We start from the raw sequence: 15,123 nt of genomic DNA on the forward strand, positions 1-15,123 counted from the left end.
GCCCTGGACGACGCGCTCCTGCACGCCGCCGAGACCTTCGACCGGGGCGGCGACGCACACGACCTGCACACCCGCCGCCGAACCCTCCGGTCGCTCGTACGGCTCGGCCTCGGGTCCGGGGGACGCGAGTACGGCCTGCGGGTCGCCCTGTCCTTCGGGGCCGCCGCGGCCGTGGCACAGGTGCTGCACCACGAGCACTGGTACTGGCTGCCCGCGACCGCCGTCTTCCTGGTCAAGCCCGACCTGGGGCCGCTCGTGTCCCGGGTGCTGTGCCGGGCCGCGGGGACCGTGCTCGGCGCGGTGCTCTTCGCCGGGTTCGCCGCCGTACTGCCCCGACCGGAAGGGCTCATCGCGCTCGTCGCGGTCAGCGGGGCGCTGATACCCGTCGCCACCCGGCACTTCGCCGCCCAGACCGCCGTCGTCACCGTCCTCGTCCTCGCTCTCGTCATGGTCGGCGGCGACCCCCAGGCCTCCTGGAGCCGCATCGCCGAAACACTTCTGGCCTGCGCCATCGTCCTGATCGTCGGCCACCTGCCGATGCCGAAGGGACAGCGGGGCGGGGGCGTACGCGCCCGGCTCACCGAAGCGGGCACGGCGGCGCACGCCTACCTCGCACACGTCCTGAACGAGTCGCGCGCGCCGGGCGCCGGCTCCGGAGCGAACGCGACGTCCCTGTCGAGCGGCGCGGCCACCCCCAACGGTGTCACCGTGTCCGTCGGGGCCGCCCTGCCGGGTGAGGCCGACGAACGGGCCGCCCGCTGGACCCTGCGCCGCGAGGCCTACCGCGCGCTCGCCCAGGCCCGTGCCGCGATCGCCCTCTCCGGAGCCGAACTGCCCGCCCTGGCTCGGCACACCGAGGGCACCGACGAGGTCGCCGCCGTCCTCGAACGGCTGGTCGACACCACCACCGCCTGCGCCGTGCACCTCGACGACACCGGACTGCTGAGCCGCCACCACACCGAGCGGCTCACCGCACTCCTCGACGAACTCGCACGCCGCCGCAGGCACACCGGCATCAGCCTCCCCGACGCCCCGGACATGGCCGGCATACTGCCGAGGCAAGGGCTGACCGTCTGAGCCCGCACGCCGGCCCGGTGCGCGCCGGAGACGGCCGGATCCTGTTCCCACCACCCACCGGATGCCCGATCCACGGCCCTCCCGGGCACACCCCGGTCGTACCGTGACGACATGACGCCGCCTCCGTCCCCACCCCCCTGCGCGACCGTGTCCCCGTCGCCCGCCGATCTCGTCATCACCGGCTGCACCGCCCTCGTCCACGACGAGCACGAGGGGATCGCCTTCGTCGAGGACGCCGCGATCGTCGTACGGGACGGGGTGATCGCAAGCATCGGGCCGGCGGAGGAGACGGCCCCGGTCGCCACGGCGGAACGGATCGACGCGCGCGGCCAGGTCGCGATGCCGGGGCTGATCAACTGCCATACGCACGCGCCGATGGTGGCGCTGCGCGGCATCGCGGAGGACCTGCCGGCGGAGCAGTGGTTCAACGACGTCATCTGGCCCGTCGAGTCCAACCTCACGGCGCGGGACGCGGAGTTGGGGGCCCGGCTGGCCTGCGCGGAGATGATCCGGGGCGGGGTGACCTGTTTCGCCGACCACTACTTCTCGATGGAGACGGTCGCCGCCGTGGTCGAGGAGACGGGGATGCGGGCGCATCTGGGCGAGGCCTTCTTCTCCTCGCAGGGACCCGAAGGACGGCAGAAGTCCCTGGAGTTCGCACTACGCCACCGGGGCGCGGCCGGCGGTCGCATCACCACCGCGCTCGCCCCGCACGCCCCCTACACCGTCGAGGACGCCGACCTCGCGGCGACCGCCGACCTCGCCCGCGAGCACGGCCTCCCCGTACATCTGCACGCCTCGGAGAGCCGCGACCAGACCGACAACAGCCTCGCCCGGCACGGCGTCACGCCCATCGAGGTCCTGGAGCGCACCGGGCTGCTCGGCGTCGACGCGGGCGTGCTCATCGCGCACGGCACCGGGATCGTCGAGCGCGACCTGCCGGTCCTGGAGCGGGCGACCGGGCCGGTGGCCGTCGCCACCGCGCCCCGGGGCTATCTGAAGTTCGCCTGGCCCACGACCCCGGTGCGCGCCCTGCGCCGTATCGGCGTCCCCGTGGGGCTCGCCACGGACGGGGCCGCCTCCAACAACTCCCTCGACGTGTGGGAGGCCATGGCCCTCACCGCACTCGTGCAGAAGTCCACCGAGGGCGACCCGCGCTGGTTGACCTCCCGCCAGGCCCTGCACCACGCCACCCTGCAGAGCGCCCGAGCCGTCGGGCTGGGGGAACGGATCGGCAGCCTCGCCCCCGGCCGCCGCGCCGACATCGTCCTCGTCGACCTCACCGGCCCGCACACCCAGCCGGTGCACGACCTCGCCGCCACCCTCGTGCACAGCGCCCGTTCCGCCGACGTACGCACCACGATCGTCGACGGCCGTCTCCTGATGCGCGACCGGGAGCTGCTCACCGTCGACGTGCCGACGACCGTACGGGAGCTCACGGACCGCCTGGCCGCACTCACCGACCGCAGCCACGGCAAGCGCGTCCAGGACTACGACAAGCCGCCCGGGTGAGCGGCGAACGGGGCGGCGGCGACGCTGCCGGCCCTTTTCCGGGGGCACCCTCAACTGATCGTGCACCGCTTCGTGTTCGCCCCGGAGCGGGACGCGGGCTTCCGTGACTGCGGTGCGCATGGGCATGGGCGGGGGGCGTCCACAGGTACCCGGCCTACGGGCGCGGCCTGGAGGGGCTCCGCGCCGCAGCCGGACGGCCGGCCCTCACGGCGGTCGGAGGGGGGCGGTGGGCGACGAGCGCCTCTGCTGCCTCGACGAGCGCGAGGAGTACGAGGAGCGCGAGAGGTGCGAGGAGTGCGAGGAGTACGAGGAGTGACAAATAGTGCAAGAGTCGGTACGTAGAGTCACCAAAATGTGTGGTTTCTGAGAGGTACCTCACGATCCGCCGTTGACCTCGTGTCAACTACGTCTCAGTACCGTCACTTCGCGAGCCGTTCACCCCATGGTTGGCGTTTAAATCTACAAGCTGCCCGGCCGCGATCACGGGCTACGGGTGCAGCGCGACATGGAGGTGCAGGGTGAACGGGCGAACGGTGCTGGGGCGCTTTCCCGCCGGTGGGCCGCGCGGCTCGTGGCCGGCGGAGGAGTTGGCGCACGCGGCCCGCCTCGAAGGGCAGCAGGCCGAGGTCGTGATGGACATCGCGACGGACATGTTCCTGGTCATCGTGCGCGGCGCCGACACCGCCGTGACCGCGTCGGCCTGACCTCACCCCGCCTTCGGTGCGGGCACCTTCGCCGCGGCGGCTTGCCCTGTCGGCACCTTCGCCGCGCCGGCCTGGCCTGTCGCCGCCTTCGGCGCGGCGGTTTCCCCCGTCGTCACCTTCGCCGCGAACTGCTCGGCCTGGAGCGAGTACAGCTCCGCGTACACCCCGCCCGTGGCCAGCAGCTCGTCCGGGGTGCCGGACTCCACCAGGCGTCCCTGGTCGAGGACGTGCACGAGGTCGGCGTGGCGCACGGACGCCAGCCGGTGCGTGATCAGGACGACCGTCTGACCGGTTCCCGCCAGGGCGCGGATCTTCTCGAAGACCTCCAGCTCGGCGCGGGCGTCCAGGGCCGCCGTCGGCTCGTCCACGATCAGGATGCGCCCGCGCCGGTACGCGGCCCGCGCGATCCCCAGACGCTGCCACTGCCCGCCGGACAGCTCGTGCCCGCCGCTGAACCCCTTGCCCAGAAGCGTGTCGAGGCCGCGTGGCAGATCCTCCATCACGGCCTGCGCCCCGGCCTCCGCGACGGACGTGGCGAGCCGCTCCTCGGTCAGGGGCGCCGAGGGGCGCCCGATCGCCATGTTGACGCGGGCGGTGAAGGGCCACCGCTTGAAGTCCTGCGCGACCATCGCGATGCGCTCGGCCAGCTGCCGCCGGTCGGCGCCCGCCGCGTCCACGCCGTCCCACATGATCTTGCCCTGGTCGGGGGTGTACAGCCCGGCGAGCAGCTTGACCAGGGTCGTCTTGCCCGAGCCGTTCTCGCCGACGAGCGCCACGATCTTGCCCAGCGGCACGGTCAGGGTGACATCGTCGAGCGCGGGCCGGGTGGCCTTGCCCGGGTAGGTGAAGGTCACGTTCTCCACCCGGATCTCGCGCGGCTCCTCGGGCAGCGGATCACCGCCCTCCGGGATCGCGCGCTTGGCGGCCTCCACGTACAGGCGCTGCATGTCGCCCACGAAGAGGGCCTCCTCGTGCAGGGAGTTCACCTCCAGGACCAGGGTGTCGAGGCTGGCGGAACCGGTACGGATCGCGATGACCGCCGTCCCGGCCACGGACAGGGCCATCGCGCCGGCGAGCAGCAGACCGCCCAACGTCGCGTACGTCGCCACGGTGGCCAGCCCGGTCCACAGCGCCGCGTACAGGCCCGTACGGGCCGCAAGCCGGGCCAGGCGGGCCTGTTCCGCCTCGGCCGTCTCCGACATGGAGCGGAAGTGGCGCAGCAGGAACGGGCCGACACCGTGCACCCGGATCTCCGGGGCCGCCTCCGGCTCGATGAGCAGGGAGCCGATCAGATATCCCGCGCGTGCGTGCTGCACCCAGGCGTGGAAGGAGGTGTAGCGGCGGCGGGCGATCGTCAGGGCACTCCAGGCGCTCGGCAGGGTCATCGTGACCAGGAGCGGGAGGAGGGCCGGGTGCAGCACGGTCAGCACACCGGCAGCCGCGGTCAGCGAGATCAGGGCGTTCACCACACGCGCCGAGTAGCTGATCATCCGGCGGGCCGACTGGGCGCCGTACTTCGCGGTGTCCAGCAGCTTGTGGAAACCGTCGTCCTCGATCGCGGACAGCTCCACGGCCGCCGCCCGCTCCAGATACAGCTCGGTCGCGACGCGCTCCACCTTCGGTTCCAGCCGGCCCGTGGCGTACGTCGACGCGGCTCGCAGCAGGGTGGACACCAGCATCACGGCGGCGATGGTGACGAGCGCGGGGGCGGCTCCCCGTAGCCGCTCCTCGACCGTGCCGTCCGCGATCAGCCGGGCCAGGATCGCGTTCATCGCGAGCAGGTTCACCGCCTGGGCGAGGCCACGGCCCGTCTCGGCGGCCAGCACGGTCCTGGCGGCCCGCCGGTCCGCCTGCCAGGCCAGCCGGAAACTCGACGCGAGCAGCGACGGCAGCCGCCGCACCATCGCGCGGAAGTTCAGCTCCAGAAACGCGTTGGCATGCTGTGACCAGCCCATGTCGTACCGCAGCGGCCCCCCGAACAGCAGCAGCTCCGACTCCGACGTCTCCGGCGTGCTGCCCCCGTCACGCGCCTTTCCCACTCACGGCCTCCCCCGAGTCGTCGCCGACAGGCCACTATCCCGGCGCATCCCGCCCCCGACCAGGGCGCACGACGACGACACCTCCACCCACCCGGAGCACGCGGGGCGCGAAGAGGCGGAAGAAAGGCGGAAGAAAGTACGCCGGGATGTGAGGGAAGGCGGGATGCGGGGGGAAAGTCCGAGGGTCCCTTCCCTGACAGGGCCGCGGGGAACCGCGCGACCAGCCCCCACGGCGTGAAGCCGCGAAACGACCGACCGCCCCCGACCCCTGGAGGGCACCCAGAGGCGCACCCCCTGGCAGGAACGCGCCCCCATCGCAGGAACGCGCCCCCACCGGCGGAGCCCTACGCGGTCATCGTCCGGGACCACGAAGGCGTAGTCCCGGTGACCCGGCACAACGCCAGATACAGCGGTATCGGCGGCGTATAGGGAATGGCCCCCTCCGGCCGCAGGATCAGCCCGGGCACGTCCGCACCGTCGGAGACCAGCGCTCCGGTGGTGTAGCGCGCCGGAGCCGGCCACTCCAGTGCGTAGTCGGAGTCGGTCGGCACGATCCACCACCAGTGCGCCTTGTCGGCGTAGACGCAGCCCACACGGGGCAGCCGGGGCAGGACCATCGGTCCGAAGCGGGCCGGGACGGCAACCGCGTCGCGGCCCATGGGCGCGTTCATGCCCTCGGGCAGGGGAATGGGGCGGGGCGTCGCAGCGGGACGCTGGGCGCGGCGCATACGGGTCAGGGTGTCGAGGCTCACCACGCGGGCCACTCTGCCCCCACCGGGGGGCCGAGCGGGACCGATCGACGCGCTCACACCCATTCGGCCCCCGTCCGCCGCCCGACGTCCGGCCGGACCTCGACTTCCGTACGACACTGCCCACCCGGACGGCCCCAGGCCACCGCACGGCCGTCCACACCCCTGCGAGCCTCGGCACCCCTACGGGTTTCGGCACCCGCACGGCCCTCGGCACCCGGGAGACGGAACGCCTCGGCGTCCCCGTCCCGGTCCTCCGTCGGCGGTTTCTTCGCGCCCCAGCCCAGATCGGACCGGGCCGCGGTGTCCGCGCCCGCCGTCAGGCCGGTGACCATGACCGTTCCCGCGCCCAGGCAGGGGGAGACGGCGCCGGCGAGGAGACCACGCGGCACGTCCGCCCACACCAGGAGCCCCAGGCCGACGGGCTGCGCTCCCCAGGAGCGGCAGAGGGACTCTATGAGGAGCAGCCCTCTCCCGTGTTCCTCCTCGGGGCGCTGCGGCGAGGGGTGCGGCTCACCCGGAGCGCAGCCCTCGTCACGTACCGCTATGCGCACCAGCTCGTCGCCGTCGTGCAGCTCGCAGACGATCTGGGTGCTCGCGGTGTGCACGATCGCGTTCGTCACCAGCTCGGACACGACCAGGGCGGCCGTGTCGCAGGTGTCCTCGCAAAGGGCCCAGCCGGTGAGCTGGGTGCGGGTCACACGCCGGGCCTGGGCCACGGCACCCGGGTGCGCGGCCAGCTCGAACCGAAACCGGCGCTCGGCAATTGTCTCGGGGCGCGCCCCGGCGGCCGGACCGGGACCGACACGGTCTCCGGCGGCGTCTGTTCCTAACGGCGCAGGGGGCGGAATCACGCTTGCCACTATCGCCCCGCCGTGAACACTTGGCAAGTGTCACTCTGAAAATTGCAGAGTGCCGTATGACTCTCTGAACGGTCATGGCACACTGCACGCAACAGCACGTGTAGCGGCGCCAGTTGGAAATCCCTCGCACAACGTTCTTAAGCACGCACAGTGTTCGTTTGCGTACACGGACCCTGCGTGGCGCGCGAGGCCTCCGAGCGGCGCCGCCGGGCTGTCAGGACCGGACAGGCCGGGAATCGACGCAGGTCAGCGCAGAGTCAGACAAGAGAGGGGCGAGATGAGCGAGCCGCGGTCCGCGCCGACGGTCGGTCAGGTCGTTCTCGGCCGACGTCTGCTGGACCTGCGCGAGCGCGCGGGCATCCGACGTGAGGAGGCCGGCCGCATCCTGCACGTCGCCGCCGCCACGGTCCGACGTATGGAGACCGCCGAGGTCGCCCTCAAGATTCCCTACCTCCAACTCCTGCTGAAGGCGTACGGGGTCGGCGACGAGGAGGCCGCGACCTTCGTCCGGCTCGCCGAGGACGCCAACAAGCCCGGCTGGTGGCAGCGCTACCACGACATCCTGCCGGGCTGGTTCTCCATGTACGTCAGCCTGGAGGGGGCGGCCGGCCTGATCCGCGGCTACGACCCCCACTTCGTCCCCGGACTGCTGCAGACCGAGGACTACGCACGTGGCGTCATGACCTCGGGCGCCATCGGCCAGACCAAGCCCGAGGACATCGAGCGCCATGTCGCCCTGCGCATGCAGCGGCAGGAACTGCTCACCCGTGAGGACGCGCCCCGGCTGTGGTTCGTGATGGACGAGACCGCCCTGCGCCGCTCCGTCGGGGGACCGGCGGTCATGCGCGCCCAGATCGACCGACTGCTGGAGGCCATGGAACTGACCCGTGTGACGCTCCAGGTCGCCCCCTTCGACACAGGACCGCACCCCGGCACGTACGGGCCGTTCGTCCTGTTCCGTTTCGCCATGCCCGAACTTCCGGACATGGTCTACAGCGAGTACCTGACCGGCGCCGTCTATCTGGACGACCGCTCCGAGGTGGCGACCCACCTCGAGGTCATGGACCGCATGGCGGCGCAGGCCGCCACGGCACAACGCACGAAGGAGATCCTCCGGGATCTCCGCAAGGAGCTCTGAAGACACCGAATGGAACTCATCAAGTCGCAGTCGCGCACGCGCACGCAGTCGCACACACGCGTCTACAACGGCATGCCCGCCCGGGAACTCGGCAGCGAGGGCTGGCACAAGCCCTGGAGCGGAGGCAATGGCGGCAACTGCCTGGAGGCCATGAAGCTGGCCGACGGCAGGATCGCCGTACGGCAGTCCACCGACCCCGACGGACCGGCGCTGATCTACACGCCCGCCGAGATGAACGCGTTCATCCAGGGCGCCAAGGCGGGGGTGGCTGACTTCCTCTTGTCCTGAGGCCTGTTGCGCACTCCCTGTTGTTCAGTCGATGACCCTATGTTGGCCCTGAGTTGATCACCTGCTGCCGCACATTCCCATGGAGTTCGTCATGAGCGGGCCTCCCCCCGTCGAGATCGACACGAGCAGACCCCACCCCGCACGGATGTACGACTGGTATCTCGGAGGCAAGGACAACTACCCCGTCGACGAGGCCATGGGCAGGCAGATGCTGGCCCTCGACCCCCGGGTGCCGGTGATGGCGCAGGTCAACCGTGCCTTCATGCAGCGCTCCACTCGCTGGCTGACGGAGAACGGCGTACGGCAGTTCCTCGACGTCGGCACCGGTATCCCGACCGAACCGAACCTGCACCAGATCGCCCAGAGCGTCGCTCCCGAGGCGAGCGTCGTCTACTGCGACAACGACCCCATCGTGCTCGCCCACGCGGCGGCGCTGCTGCGCGGTACGCCGGAGGGGCGCACCGAGTATCTGCAGGCCGACGTGCGCGACCCGCACGCCGTCATCGAGGGCGCCAAGAAGGTTCTGGACTTCGACCGGCCCGTGGCGCTCTCGCTGATCGCGCTGCTGCACTTCGTCTCCGACGAGGACGGCGCGCACGCCCTGGTCCAGCGGCTGATGTCCGAACTGCCCTCCGGCAGCTACCTGGCCGTCACCCACGCCACCGCCGACTTCACTCCGCAGGAGTCGAAGGCGGCGACGGAGAAGCTCAAGGCCGCGGGCGTCACGCTGGCCCTGCGCTCCCGCGAGGAGTTCACCCGCTTCTTCGACGGCCTCGAACTGGTCGACCCCGGCGTCGAGGTGCCCCACCACTGGCACCCCGAACTCGGCGAGCCCGTCCCCGGCCAGGACGACGGGGTCATCCCGGGGTACGGGGCGGTGGCGCGCAAGCCTTAGGGCTTCGGGGACGGTCACATGCAAGCGCGGCGCAGGCCTCTCGGCAGGCGCCGCGCAGGCTTTTCGGCAGGCGCCGCGCATTCGTGCGGCTGGGTGCGTACTCGTGCGGGGCGGGGCAACTTGGGATGCCAAGGGGTGCCATCGGGCGCCAAGGGGGCGCCTTCCGGTGTCGCGGCGTCCCAACGCGGCGGCATGGTGCGAACTCCGCACGCCGGGGCACGAGTGTCCCTCCGCACGCCGGGGTGCGCGTCCCCGTACGCCGTGGTGGCGTCGGCGGCTACAGGTACGACCAGATGCGGCGCGGTGCGTCGATGATGCGGCTCGCCACGACCACCGGCAACGGCGGCTGCGCGGTCGCCCCGCTCCAGCACAGCCCGTAGTAGATCTGCTCGATCGACGGCGGCCCGACCGACAGGTTGCGCCAGACCGCTCCGGGCGGGTCCTCCTGCCCGGTCTTCACGAGGTAGGCCGCGGCCATCGTCCCCGTACGGCCGACTCCGGCACCGCAGTGCACGAACACCGGCCCGGAGCTCTCCGAGACGGCGTCGAGCAGCCGCTGCACCTGCTCCGGCGTCTGCCCGTCGCGCATCGGTACCCGTACGACGTCGAGGCCCGCCTCGTGCGGCAGGGCGAGCTGGGCGGCGCTCAGCTTCTCGGCGCGCAGGTCGACGACCGTGGCGATGCCGAGGCCGGCGAGCGCCCGGTAGCCGGCGGGGGAGGGCACGGCGGCTGGACGAGCACCGCCATGGGCGCGCTGTCGCCGTCGGGCTGCCGCGCCGAGTCGAGCACCGTGCGCACCGCCGCACGGAACTCCTCCCACCCCCGCACATCGAGCACCGAGTCGAACCGTCCCGCCAGAGAGGACTCCGCCGTGTCCTCCTGCGGTGAGGACGACCCCACGACGAGGGGACGCGCACCGTGCCGGGACAGCTCGTCCCGGGCGCGCAACAGCGCAGAGGCCTCACCCGGGCGCGCCTCGCTGTGCACGTCGCGTGGGAGGACGCGAGGGAGGAGGCCCTACGCCTGACGACGGAACGAAGGATGGGGGCGGATCACCGCCAGATCGCGGGACCCCACGGCGGCAGCGGTGACGTGACCTCCTGACGCCAATGGTCCCACCGCCGATCTCCTGTCGAACGGGAGCCTCCCGGCGACCAGGTCCGCCGGCCTCCGCCCCGCCGACCCTCCCAGGCCGCTCATCCGGGCGGCATCACCCCGCACAGCGCCTCCACCGCCGCCCCGTACGCGTGCTCCGGGGGCGTCGCGTACCCGACGACGAGCCCGTCCGGCGCCTCCTCCGTGGCCTGCGGATGCCGGAACTCCGCAAGGCCGTCGAGCGCGACACCCCGCCAGGCCGCCGCCTTCACCGCCGACCGCTCGGTCCCGGGCGGCAGCCGCAGCACGGCGTGCAGTCCGGCGGCGATCCCGGTGACCTCGATATGCGGCGCGTGCGCGGCGAGAGCGTCGACGAGCCGGTCCCGCCGCGCCCGGTACTGCTGCCGCACACGCCGCACATGACGGTCGTACGCCCCGGAGACCACGAAGTCCGCGAGCGCCAACTGCTCCGGCACGCTCGCCCACGCCTCCCGCTCGCCCTTGGTCGCCAGTACGGCGTCGACGTACTGCTCCGGCAACACCATCCACCCCAGCCGCAGCGCCGGCGACAGGCTCTTGCTCACCGAACCGATGTGCACGACCCGCTCGGGATCCAGACCCTGCACGGCCCCGACGGGCTTGCGGTCGTAGCGGAACTCCCCGTCGTAGTCGTCCTCCAGGATCAGCCCGCCACGCGCACGTGCCCAGTCCACGACAGCGGCCCGCCGGACCGGATGCAGCGGCCCGCCGGTCGGGAACTGATGTGCGGGGGTGAGCAGCACGGCCCGCTCCCGGCCCAGCCCGTCCACCCGGGCTCCGTCCTCGTCGAGCGGCAACGGAACCGTCCGTACGGAGGCCGCCGTCAGCAGCTCACGATGGAAACCCAGACCGTACGACTCCACGGCCAGCGGCCCTCGCAGTACCCGGCCGTCGAACAGCAGCCGCAGCGCGTGTGCGAAGCCGGAGCAGATCACGATCCGCGACGGCTCGGTCCGCACTCCACGCGCGCGTGCCAGATACTCGGTGAGCGCCTCCCGCAGTTCGCTGCGGCCGGCCGGGTCACCCGGCCCGAACGCCTCGTTGGGTGCCTGGGTCAACGCCCTGCGGTACGACGCCGCCCAGGCGGCCCGCGGGAACGCCGACGCGTCCGGCGTGCCCTGCCGCAGATCGTGCCGCGGCCCACGCGCGCGTGGAGGCGCTTTCCGGGGTACGCGCGCGGGGGCGCCCAGCGGTGCGGCCCGTTCGGCGACCCGCGTACCCGAACCCTGCCGGGCCGTCAGCCAGCCCTCCGCGACCAGCTCCGCGTACGCGTCGGCGACCGTATTGCGCGCGACGCCCAGGTCCGCGGCGAGCGAACGGTACGGCGGCAACCGGGTCCCGGGAGGGAGCCGGCCACCACGCACCGCGTCCCGCAACGCCCGGATCAACGCCGCCCGCCGCCCGCCCCCACCGGACAGTTCGAGATGCAGGTCGGCCCCGATCCGCTCCGCCGAATTGACCCACGAATCCACCATGGAAATGCACCCTACGGCAGGTCTTTCCACCCCGTAGATTCATGGTCATGACGACGAGCACGACGCACATGGCGAGCACGACGGACGCTATGAACAGCACGAACAGCACGAACAGCACGAACAGCACGAACAGCACGAACAGCACTCACAGCACGAGCACCATGAACACGAGCACCATGAACACGAGGAACAGCACGAACGCGATGACCGGCACCACCACGGCGGGCCCCGTGACCGCGACCCCTCGCCTCGACTTCGCGAAGTCCGCCCGGAACGCCTTCCGGGCCCTCATCGGCTTCGACGCTGCGGCCCGCGAGGGCATCGACCCGGCCCTGGTCGAACTGATCCAGATCCGTGCTTCCCACCTCAACCACTGCGCCTACTGCCTCCACCTGCACACCAACGACGCCCGCAAGGCCGGCGAGAGCGAGGACCGGCTCCACATGATCCCGGTCTGGCGCGAGGCCCGGCACTTCTTCACCGCCCGCGAGCAGGCCGCCCTGGCCCTCACCGAAGCGGTCACCCTCGTCGCCGACGGTGGCGTCCCCGACGACGTCTACGCCGAAGCCGCCACCCACTTCGACGACACCGAACTGGCCCTCGTCCTCGCCCTGATCTTCACGATCAACACCTGGAACCGCATCGCCCTCTCCACAGCCAAGCAAGCCGGCACGGACACCCGCTAGACCGACCGGCGCCGGCCCCGGCGCCGACCTGTCCCACCATCGGCGCTCCGGCATGCCCGACCGTCGGAAGAGCGGGCCGATCCCGCGCGCTTCACTCCGCCGCAGCGGCGATCACCCGGCGGCGCGATCCGACGGCGAGGTCCGGCGGCGCGATCCGACGGCGAGGTCCGGCGGTGCCCAACCGACTCGGCCGGCGTCCGATGTCGGTGACCCGCCCCGCGGTCAGTGGCTACGCCGTCATGGGGCGGTCGTACGGTCCGATCGGTGCCGGTAGGCGCCCCGTGCCGGTCAGCCGGTGGTCGACCGCGGCGGCCACCGACCGCCCCTCTGCGATGGCCCAGACCACGAGGGACTGCCCACGGGCGGCGTCCCCGGCGGCGTACACACCGGGCACGGCGGTCGCGAAGTCCGGCCCCCGTGCGATCGTCCCCCGCGGATCGAGGGCCAGCCCCAGCTGCTCGATGAGCCCGTCGTGGCGGTCCGGCCCGGAGAACCCGAGCGCGAGCAGGACGAGATCGGCGGGCAGGTCCCGCCCGGTACCGGGCCGGACCTGCCGCCGACCATCCACCTCGACCAGGTGCAATGCCCGTACGTGCCCCGCCTCGTCCCCGGTGAAGCGGAGCGTGGACGCCGCGAAGAGGCGCGCGTCCGCGTCCGCCGCCGGCGCCGACCGGAGGTGGCCCGCCTCCTCGTGCGCCGCCGAGAGCCGGTAGACCTTCGGATAGGTCGGCCACGGATCGACGTCCTCGTCGCGCTCCGTCTCCGGCAGCGGATAGATGTCCAACTGCGTCACGGACGCGGCCCCTTCCCGCACGGCCGTCCCCAGACAGTCCGCCCCCGTGTCACCACCCCCGACGATCACCACATGCTTCCCGGCCGCCGACATCGGCGACACCTCCAGATCCCCCTCGCACACCCGGTCGGCCAACGGCAGATACTCCATCGCCTGGTGAATCCCGGCCAACTCCCGCCCGGGCACATCCAGTTCCCGCCAGGCCGTGGCGCCCGTGGCGATCACCACCGCGTCGTACCGGGCCCGCAGCTCGGCCGCGCCGATGTCCTTCCCCACGGCGGTCGACGTACGGAACTTCGTGCCCTCCGCCCGCATCTGCTCCAACCGCCGGTCCAGATGCCGCTTCTCCATCTTGAACGCCGGTATCCCGTACCGCAGCAACCCCCCGACCCGGTCGGCCCGTTCGTACACGGCGACCGTGTGCCCGGCCCGGGTCAGCTGCTGGGCCGCCGCCAGCCCGGTGGGCCCGGAGCCGATGACGGCGACCGTCCTCCCGGACAGCCGGTCGGGCGGACGCGGCGGTGTGAAACCGTCCTCCCAGGCCCGGTCCGCGATGGCCACCTCCACGTTCTTGATGGTCACCGCGGGCTGGTTGATCGCCAGCACACACCCCGCCTCGCACGGAGCGGGACACAACCGCCCGGTGAACTCGGGAAAGTTGTTCGTGGCGTGCAGCCGGTCGCTCGCCGCCCGCCAGTCCTCCCGCGACACGAGGTCGTTCCACTCGGGGATCAGGTTCCCCAACGGACAGGCCTCGTGGCAGAACGGGATCCCGCAGTCCATGCAGCGGTCGGCCTGCTTGCTGATGATCGGCAGGAGCGCCCCCGGGACATACACCTCGTCCCAGTCCCGCACCCGCTCCTCCACGGGCCGGCGGGGCCACTCCTCGCGCGGGGTGGTCAGAAAACCCTTGGGATCGGCCATGGCCGTCTCCCTCACGTATGGCGTACGCGTACGGGCACGGTCGTACACCGGCGGACTCGGATCGGCATGAGGGTCCGGGGCGCGAAGCGCGAGGCTGCACGCCGTGTAACGGCGCTCTCTTCCCGCCACGATACGACGCGCCCGCCGCCACCGCCTCAGGCGAGCGCCAGCAGATACGACAGGGCCGCGGCGGCCGACGCGATCGCCCGGACGGTGTTCCACATCGTCCACCGGCTCACGTATTCACGCCAGTAGGCGGCGGCCTCCGCCGTGCCCGCCTCCAGCTTGGCGAGCGTGTCGTTGCGCGGCACGTTCGCCACCATCGTGACGCCGAAACAGCCGAACAGATACAACGCGCTGCCCAGCAGCAGTTCCACTCTGCCCGCGTCCGGCCACAGCACGAACGTCACGACGGCCAGCACGGCGCACAGCACCGCCGTCCCCACGAACACGAGCATGAACGCCGGTGTCAGCGCGCTCACATTGATCGCCTGCATCGCCGCCACGCCCTGCGCGGGCGGCAACGACGCCAGCCCCTTCATCACGAACGTCGAGAATCCGCAGAACACACCCGCCACGATCCCCGTCCCGAGCAGGCCCAGCACCGTCAGCACGAAGTACGGCCCATCGATCATGTCCGCTCCCACCTCGATCCCCCGAATCCAAACGATCCTGCACTCCACCCTCCGTCACCACAAGTGAACATCCGTACGGTCACAGTCACCATGGCCGAGATACGCGGGCCCATACGCGAGCGTCCAAAGGCGACCCGGACACGGCTGTCCCCTCCCGGATCGCCGGTGTCACGTCCGAGCTGCGCTCGCTGATCGCCAAGTACACGGGCTC

15 protein-coding genes are annotated in these 15,123 nt (G+C 71.9%); 7 read left to right on the plus strand and 8 right to left on the minus strand.

Annotation, left to right across the window (positions count from 1 at the left end; all coding sequences use genetic code 11):
- The 3 genes from AWZ10_RS21080 to AWZ10_RS21090 all read left to right on the plus strand — a co-directional run.
- The coding region (locus AWZ10_RS21080) for an FUSC family protein (protein WP_167365973.1) at nt 1-1,077 on the plus strand (1,077 nt) is incomplete at its 5' end.
- A gap of 111 nt (nt 1,078-1,188) precedes the next feature.
- A complete protein-coding gene (locus tag AWZ10_RS21085; protein ID WP_060891811.1) occupies nt 1,189-2,589 on the plus strand; it encodes an amidohydrolase in 1,401 nt (466 codons plus the stop codon).
- Nucleotides 2,590-3,107: 518 nt separating this feature from the next.
- Nucleotides 3,108-3,293: a hypothetical protein gene (locus AWZ10_RS21090; protein WP_037693204.1), complete on the plus strand. Its 186-nt coding sequence runs from the start codon at nt 3,108-3,110 to the stop codon at nt 3,291-3,293.
- Nucleotides 3,294-3,295: 2 nt separating this feature from the next.
- Here AWZ10_RS21090 and AWZ10_RS21095 read toward each other — a convergent pair whose 3' ends face one another.
- From AWZ10_RS21095 to AWZ10_RS21105, 3 genes are all read right to left on the minus strand, one after another.
- Nucleotides 3,296-5,332: an ABC transporter ATP-binding protein gene (locus AWZ10_RS21095; RefSeq protein WP_046709657.1), complete on the minus strand. Its 2,037-nt coding sequence runs from the start codon at nt 5,330-5,332 to the stop codon at nt 3,296-3,298.
- A 344-nt stretch (nt 5,333-5,676) separates the two neighbouring features.
- Nucleotides 5,677-6,147, minus strand: coding sequence for a hypothetical protein (locus AWZ10_RS21100; RefSeq protein WP_162948456.1), 471 nt, complete (start codon nt 6,145-6,147; stop codon nt 5,677-5,679).
- Complete coding sequence (locus AWZ10_RS21105; RefSeq protein WP_079104417.1) at nt 6,138-6,935, minus strand: ATP-binding protein; 798 nt, start codon at nt 6,933-6,935, stop codon at nt 6,138-6,140. Before AWZ10_RS21105 ends, AWZ10_RS21100 begins: the two co-directional genes overlap by 10 nt.
- Nucleotides 6,936-7,221: 286 nt before the next feature.
- Between AWZ10_RS21105 and AWZ10_RS21110 the strand changes: the two genes are divergently transcribed.
- From AWZ10_RS21110 to AWZ10_RS21120, 3 genes are all read left to right on the plus strand, one after another.
- Entirely contained in the window at nt 7,222-8,082 is an 861-nt protein-coding gene (locus tag AWZ10_RS21110) for a helix-turn-helix domain-containing protein (RefSeq protein ID WP_046709658.1), read from the plus strand.
- A gap of 9 nt (nt 8,083-8,091) precedes the next feature.
- Entirely contained in the window at nt 8,092-8,370 is a 279-nt protein-coding gene (locus AWZ10_RS21115; RefSeq protein ID WP_046709659.1) for a DUF397 domain-containing protein, read from the plus strand.
- Nucleotides 8,371-8,449: 79 nt separating this feature from the next.
- Nucleotides 8,450-9,265: an SAM-dependent methyltransferase gene (locus tag AWZ10_RS21120; RefSeq protein WP_079104418.1), complete on the plus strand. Its 816-nt coding sequence runs from the start codon at nt 8,450-8,452 to the stop codon at nt 9,263-9,265.
- Between the two features lie 277 nt (nt 9,266-9,542).
- Here AWZ10_RS21120 and AWZ10_RS21125 read toward each other — a convergent pair whose 3' ends face one another.
- The 3 genes from AWZ10_RS21125 to pdxR form a co-directional block, all read right to left on the minus strand.
- Nucleotides 9,543-9,989, minus strand: coding sequence for a phosphatase domain-containing putative toxin (locus AWZ10_RS21125; RefSeq protein ID WP_319062331.1), 447 nt, complete (start codon nt 9,987-9,989; stop codon nt 9,543-9,545).
- A complete protein-coding gene (locus tag AWZ10_RS47905; protein ID WP_267893582.1) occupies nt 9,911-10,252 on the minus strand; it encodes a PEP/pyruvate-binding domain-containing protein in 342 nt (113 codons plus the stop codon). Before AWZ10_RS47905 ends, AWZ10_RS21125 begins: the two co-directional genes overlap by 79 nt.
- 209 nt (nt 10,253-10,461) lie before the next feature.
- Entirely contained in the window at nt 10,462-11,874 is a 1,413-nt protein-coding gene (gene pdxR / locus AWZ10_RS21135) for a MocR-like pyridoxine biosynthesis transcription factor PdxR (protein ID WP_060891813.1), read from the minus strand.
- Between the two features lie 176 nt (nt 11,875-12,050).
- Between pdxR and AWZ10_RS21140 the strand changes: the two genes are divergently transcribed.
- Nucleotides 12,051-12,560 carry a carboxymuconolactone decarboxylase family protein gene (locus AWZ10_RS21140; protein ID WP_079104419.1) on the plus strand — a complete coding sequence of 170 codons (510 nt, stop codon included), beginning with the start codon at nt 12,051-12,053 and terminating at the stop codon, nt 12,558-12,560.
- Between the two features lie 229 nt (nt 12,561-12,789).
- On the opposite strand, the gene AWZ10_RS21145 is transcribed toward AWZ10_RS21140, so the two are convergent.
- Together AWZ10_RS21145 and AWZ10_RS21150 are read right to left on the minus strand one after the other, a co-directional pair.
- Nucleotides 12,790-14,277: a glutamate synthase subunit beta gene (locus tag AWZ10_RS21145; RefSeq protein WP_046709750.1), complete on the minus strand. Its 1,488-nt coding sequence runs from the start codon at nt 14,275-14,277 to the stop codon at nt 12,790-12,792.
- A 155-nt stretch (nt 14,278-14,432) separates the two neighbouring features.
- Nucleotides 14,433-14,912 carry an anthrone oxygenase family protein gene (locus AWZ10_RS21150; protein ID WP_037693183.1) on the minus strand — a complete coding sequence of 160 codons (480 nt, stop codon included), beginning with the start codon at nt 14,910-14,912 and terminating at the stop codon, nt 14,433-14,435.
- Nucleotides 14,913-15,123: the final 211 nt, after the last annotated feature.

The sequence above is a fragment of the Streptomyces europaeiscabiei genome (genome assembly GCF_001550375.1).
Lineage (GTDB): Bacteria > Actinomycetota > Actinomycetes > Streptomycetales > Streptomycetaceae > Streptomyces > Streptomyces europaeiscabiei.

What these genes read in the sequence shown, in the direction of transcription:
- AWZ10_RS21120 (WP_079104418.1), top strand. Translation starts at nt 8,450, where the DNA reads ATGGAGTTCGTCATGAGCGGGCCTCCCCCCGTCGAGATCGACACGAGC.
- AWZ10_RS21145 (WP_046709750.1), bottom strand. Translation starts at nt 14,277, where the DNA reads ATGGCCGATCCCAAGGGTTTTCTGACCACCCCGCGCGAGGAGTGGCCC.
- AWZ10_RS21140 (WP_079104419.1), top strand. Translation starts at nt 12,051, where the DNA reads ATGAACACGAGGAACAGCACGAACGCGATGACCGGCACCACCACGGCG.
- AWZ10_RS21115 (WP_046709659.1), top strand. Translation starts at nt 8,092, where the DNA reads ATGGAACTCATCAAGTCGCAGTCGCGCACGCGCACGCAGTCGCACACA.
- AWZ10_RS21085 (WP_060891811.1), top strand. Translation starts at nt 1,189, where the DNA reads ATGACGCCGCCTCCGTCCCCACCCCCCTGCGCGACCGTGTCCCCGTCG.
- pdxR (WP_060891813.1), bottom strand. Translation starts at nt 11,874, where the DNA reads ATGGTGGATTCGTGGGTCAATTCGGCGGAGCGGATCGGGGCCGACCTG.
- AWZ10_RS21100 (WP_162948456.1), bottom strand. Translation starts at nt 6,147, where the DNA reads ATGGGTGTGAGCGCGTCGATCGGTCCCGCTCGGCCCCCCGGTGGGGGC.
- AWZ10_RS21150 (WP_037693183.1), bottom strand. Translation starts at nt 14,912, where the DNA reads ATGATCGATGGGCCGTACTTCGTGCTGACGGTGCTGGGCCTGCTCGGG.
- AWZ10_RS21110 (WP_046709658.1), top strand. Translation starts at nt 7,222, where the DNA reads ATGAGCGAGCCGCGGTCCGCGCCGACGGTCGGTCAGGTCGTTCTCGGC.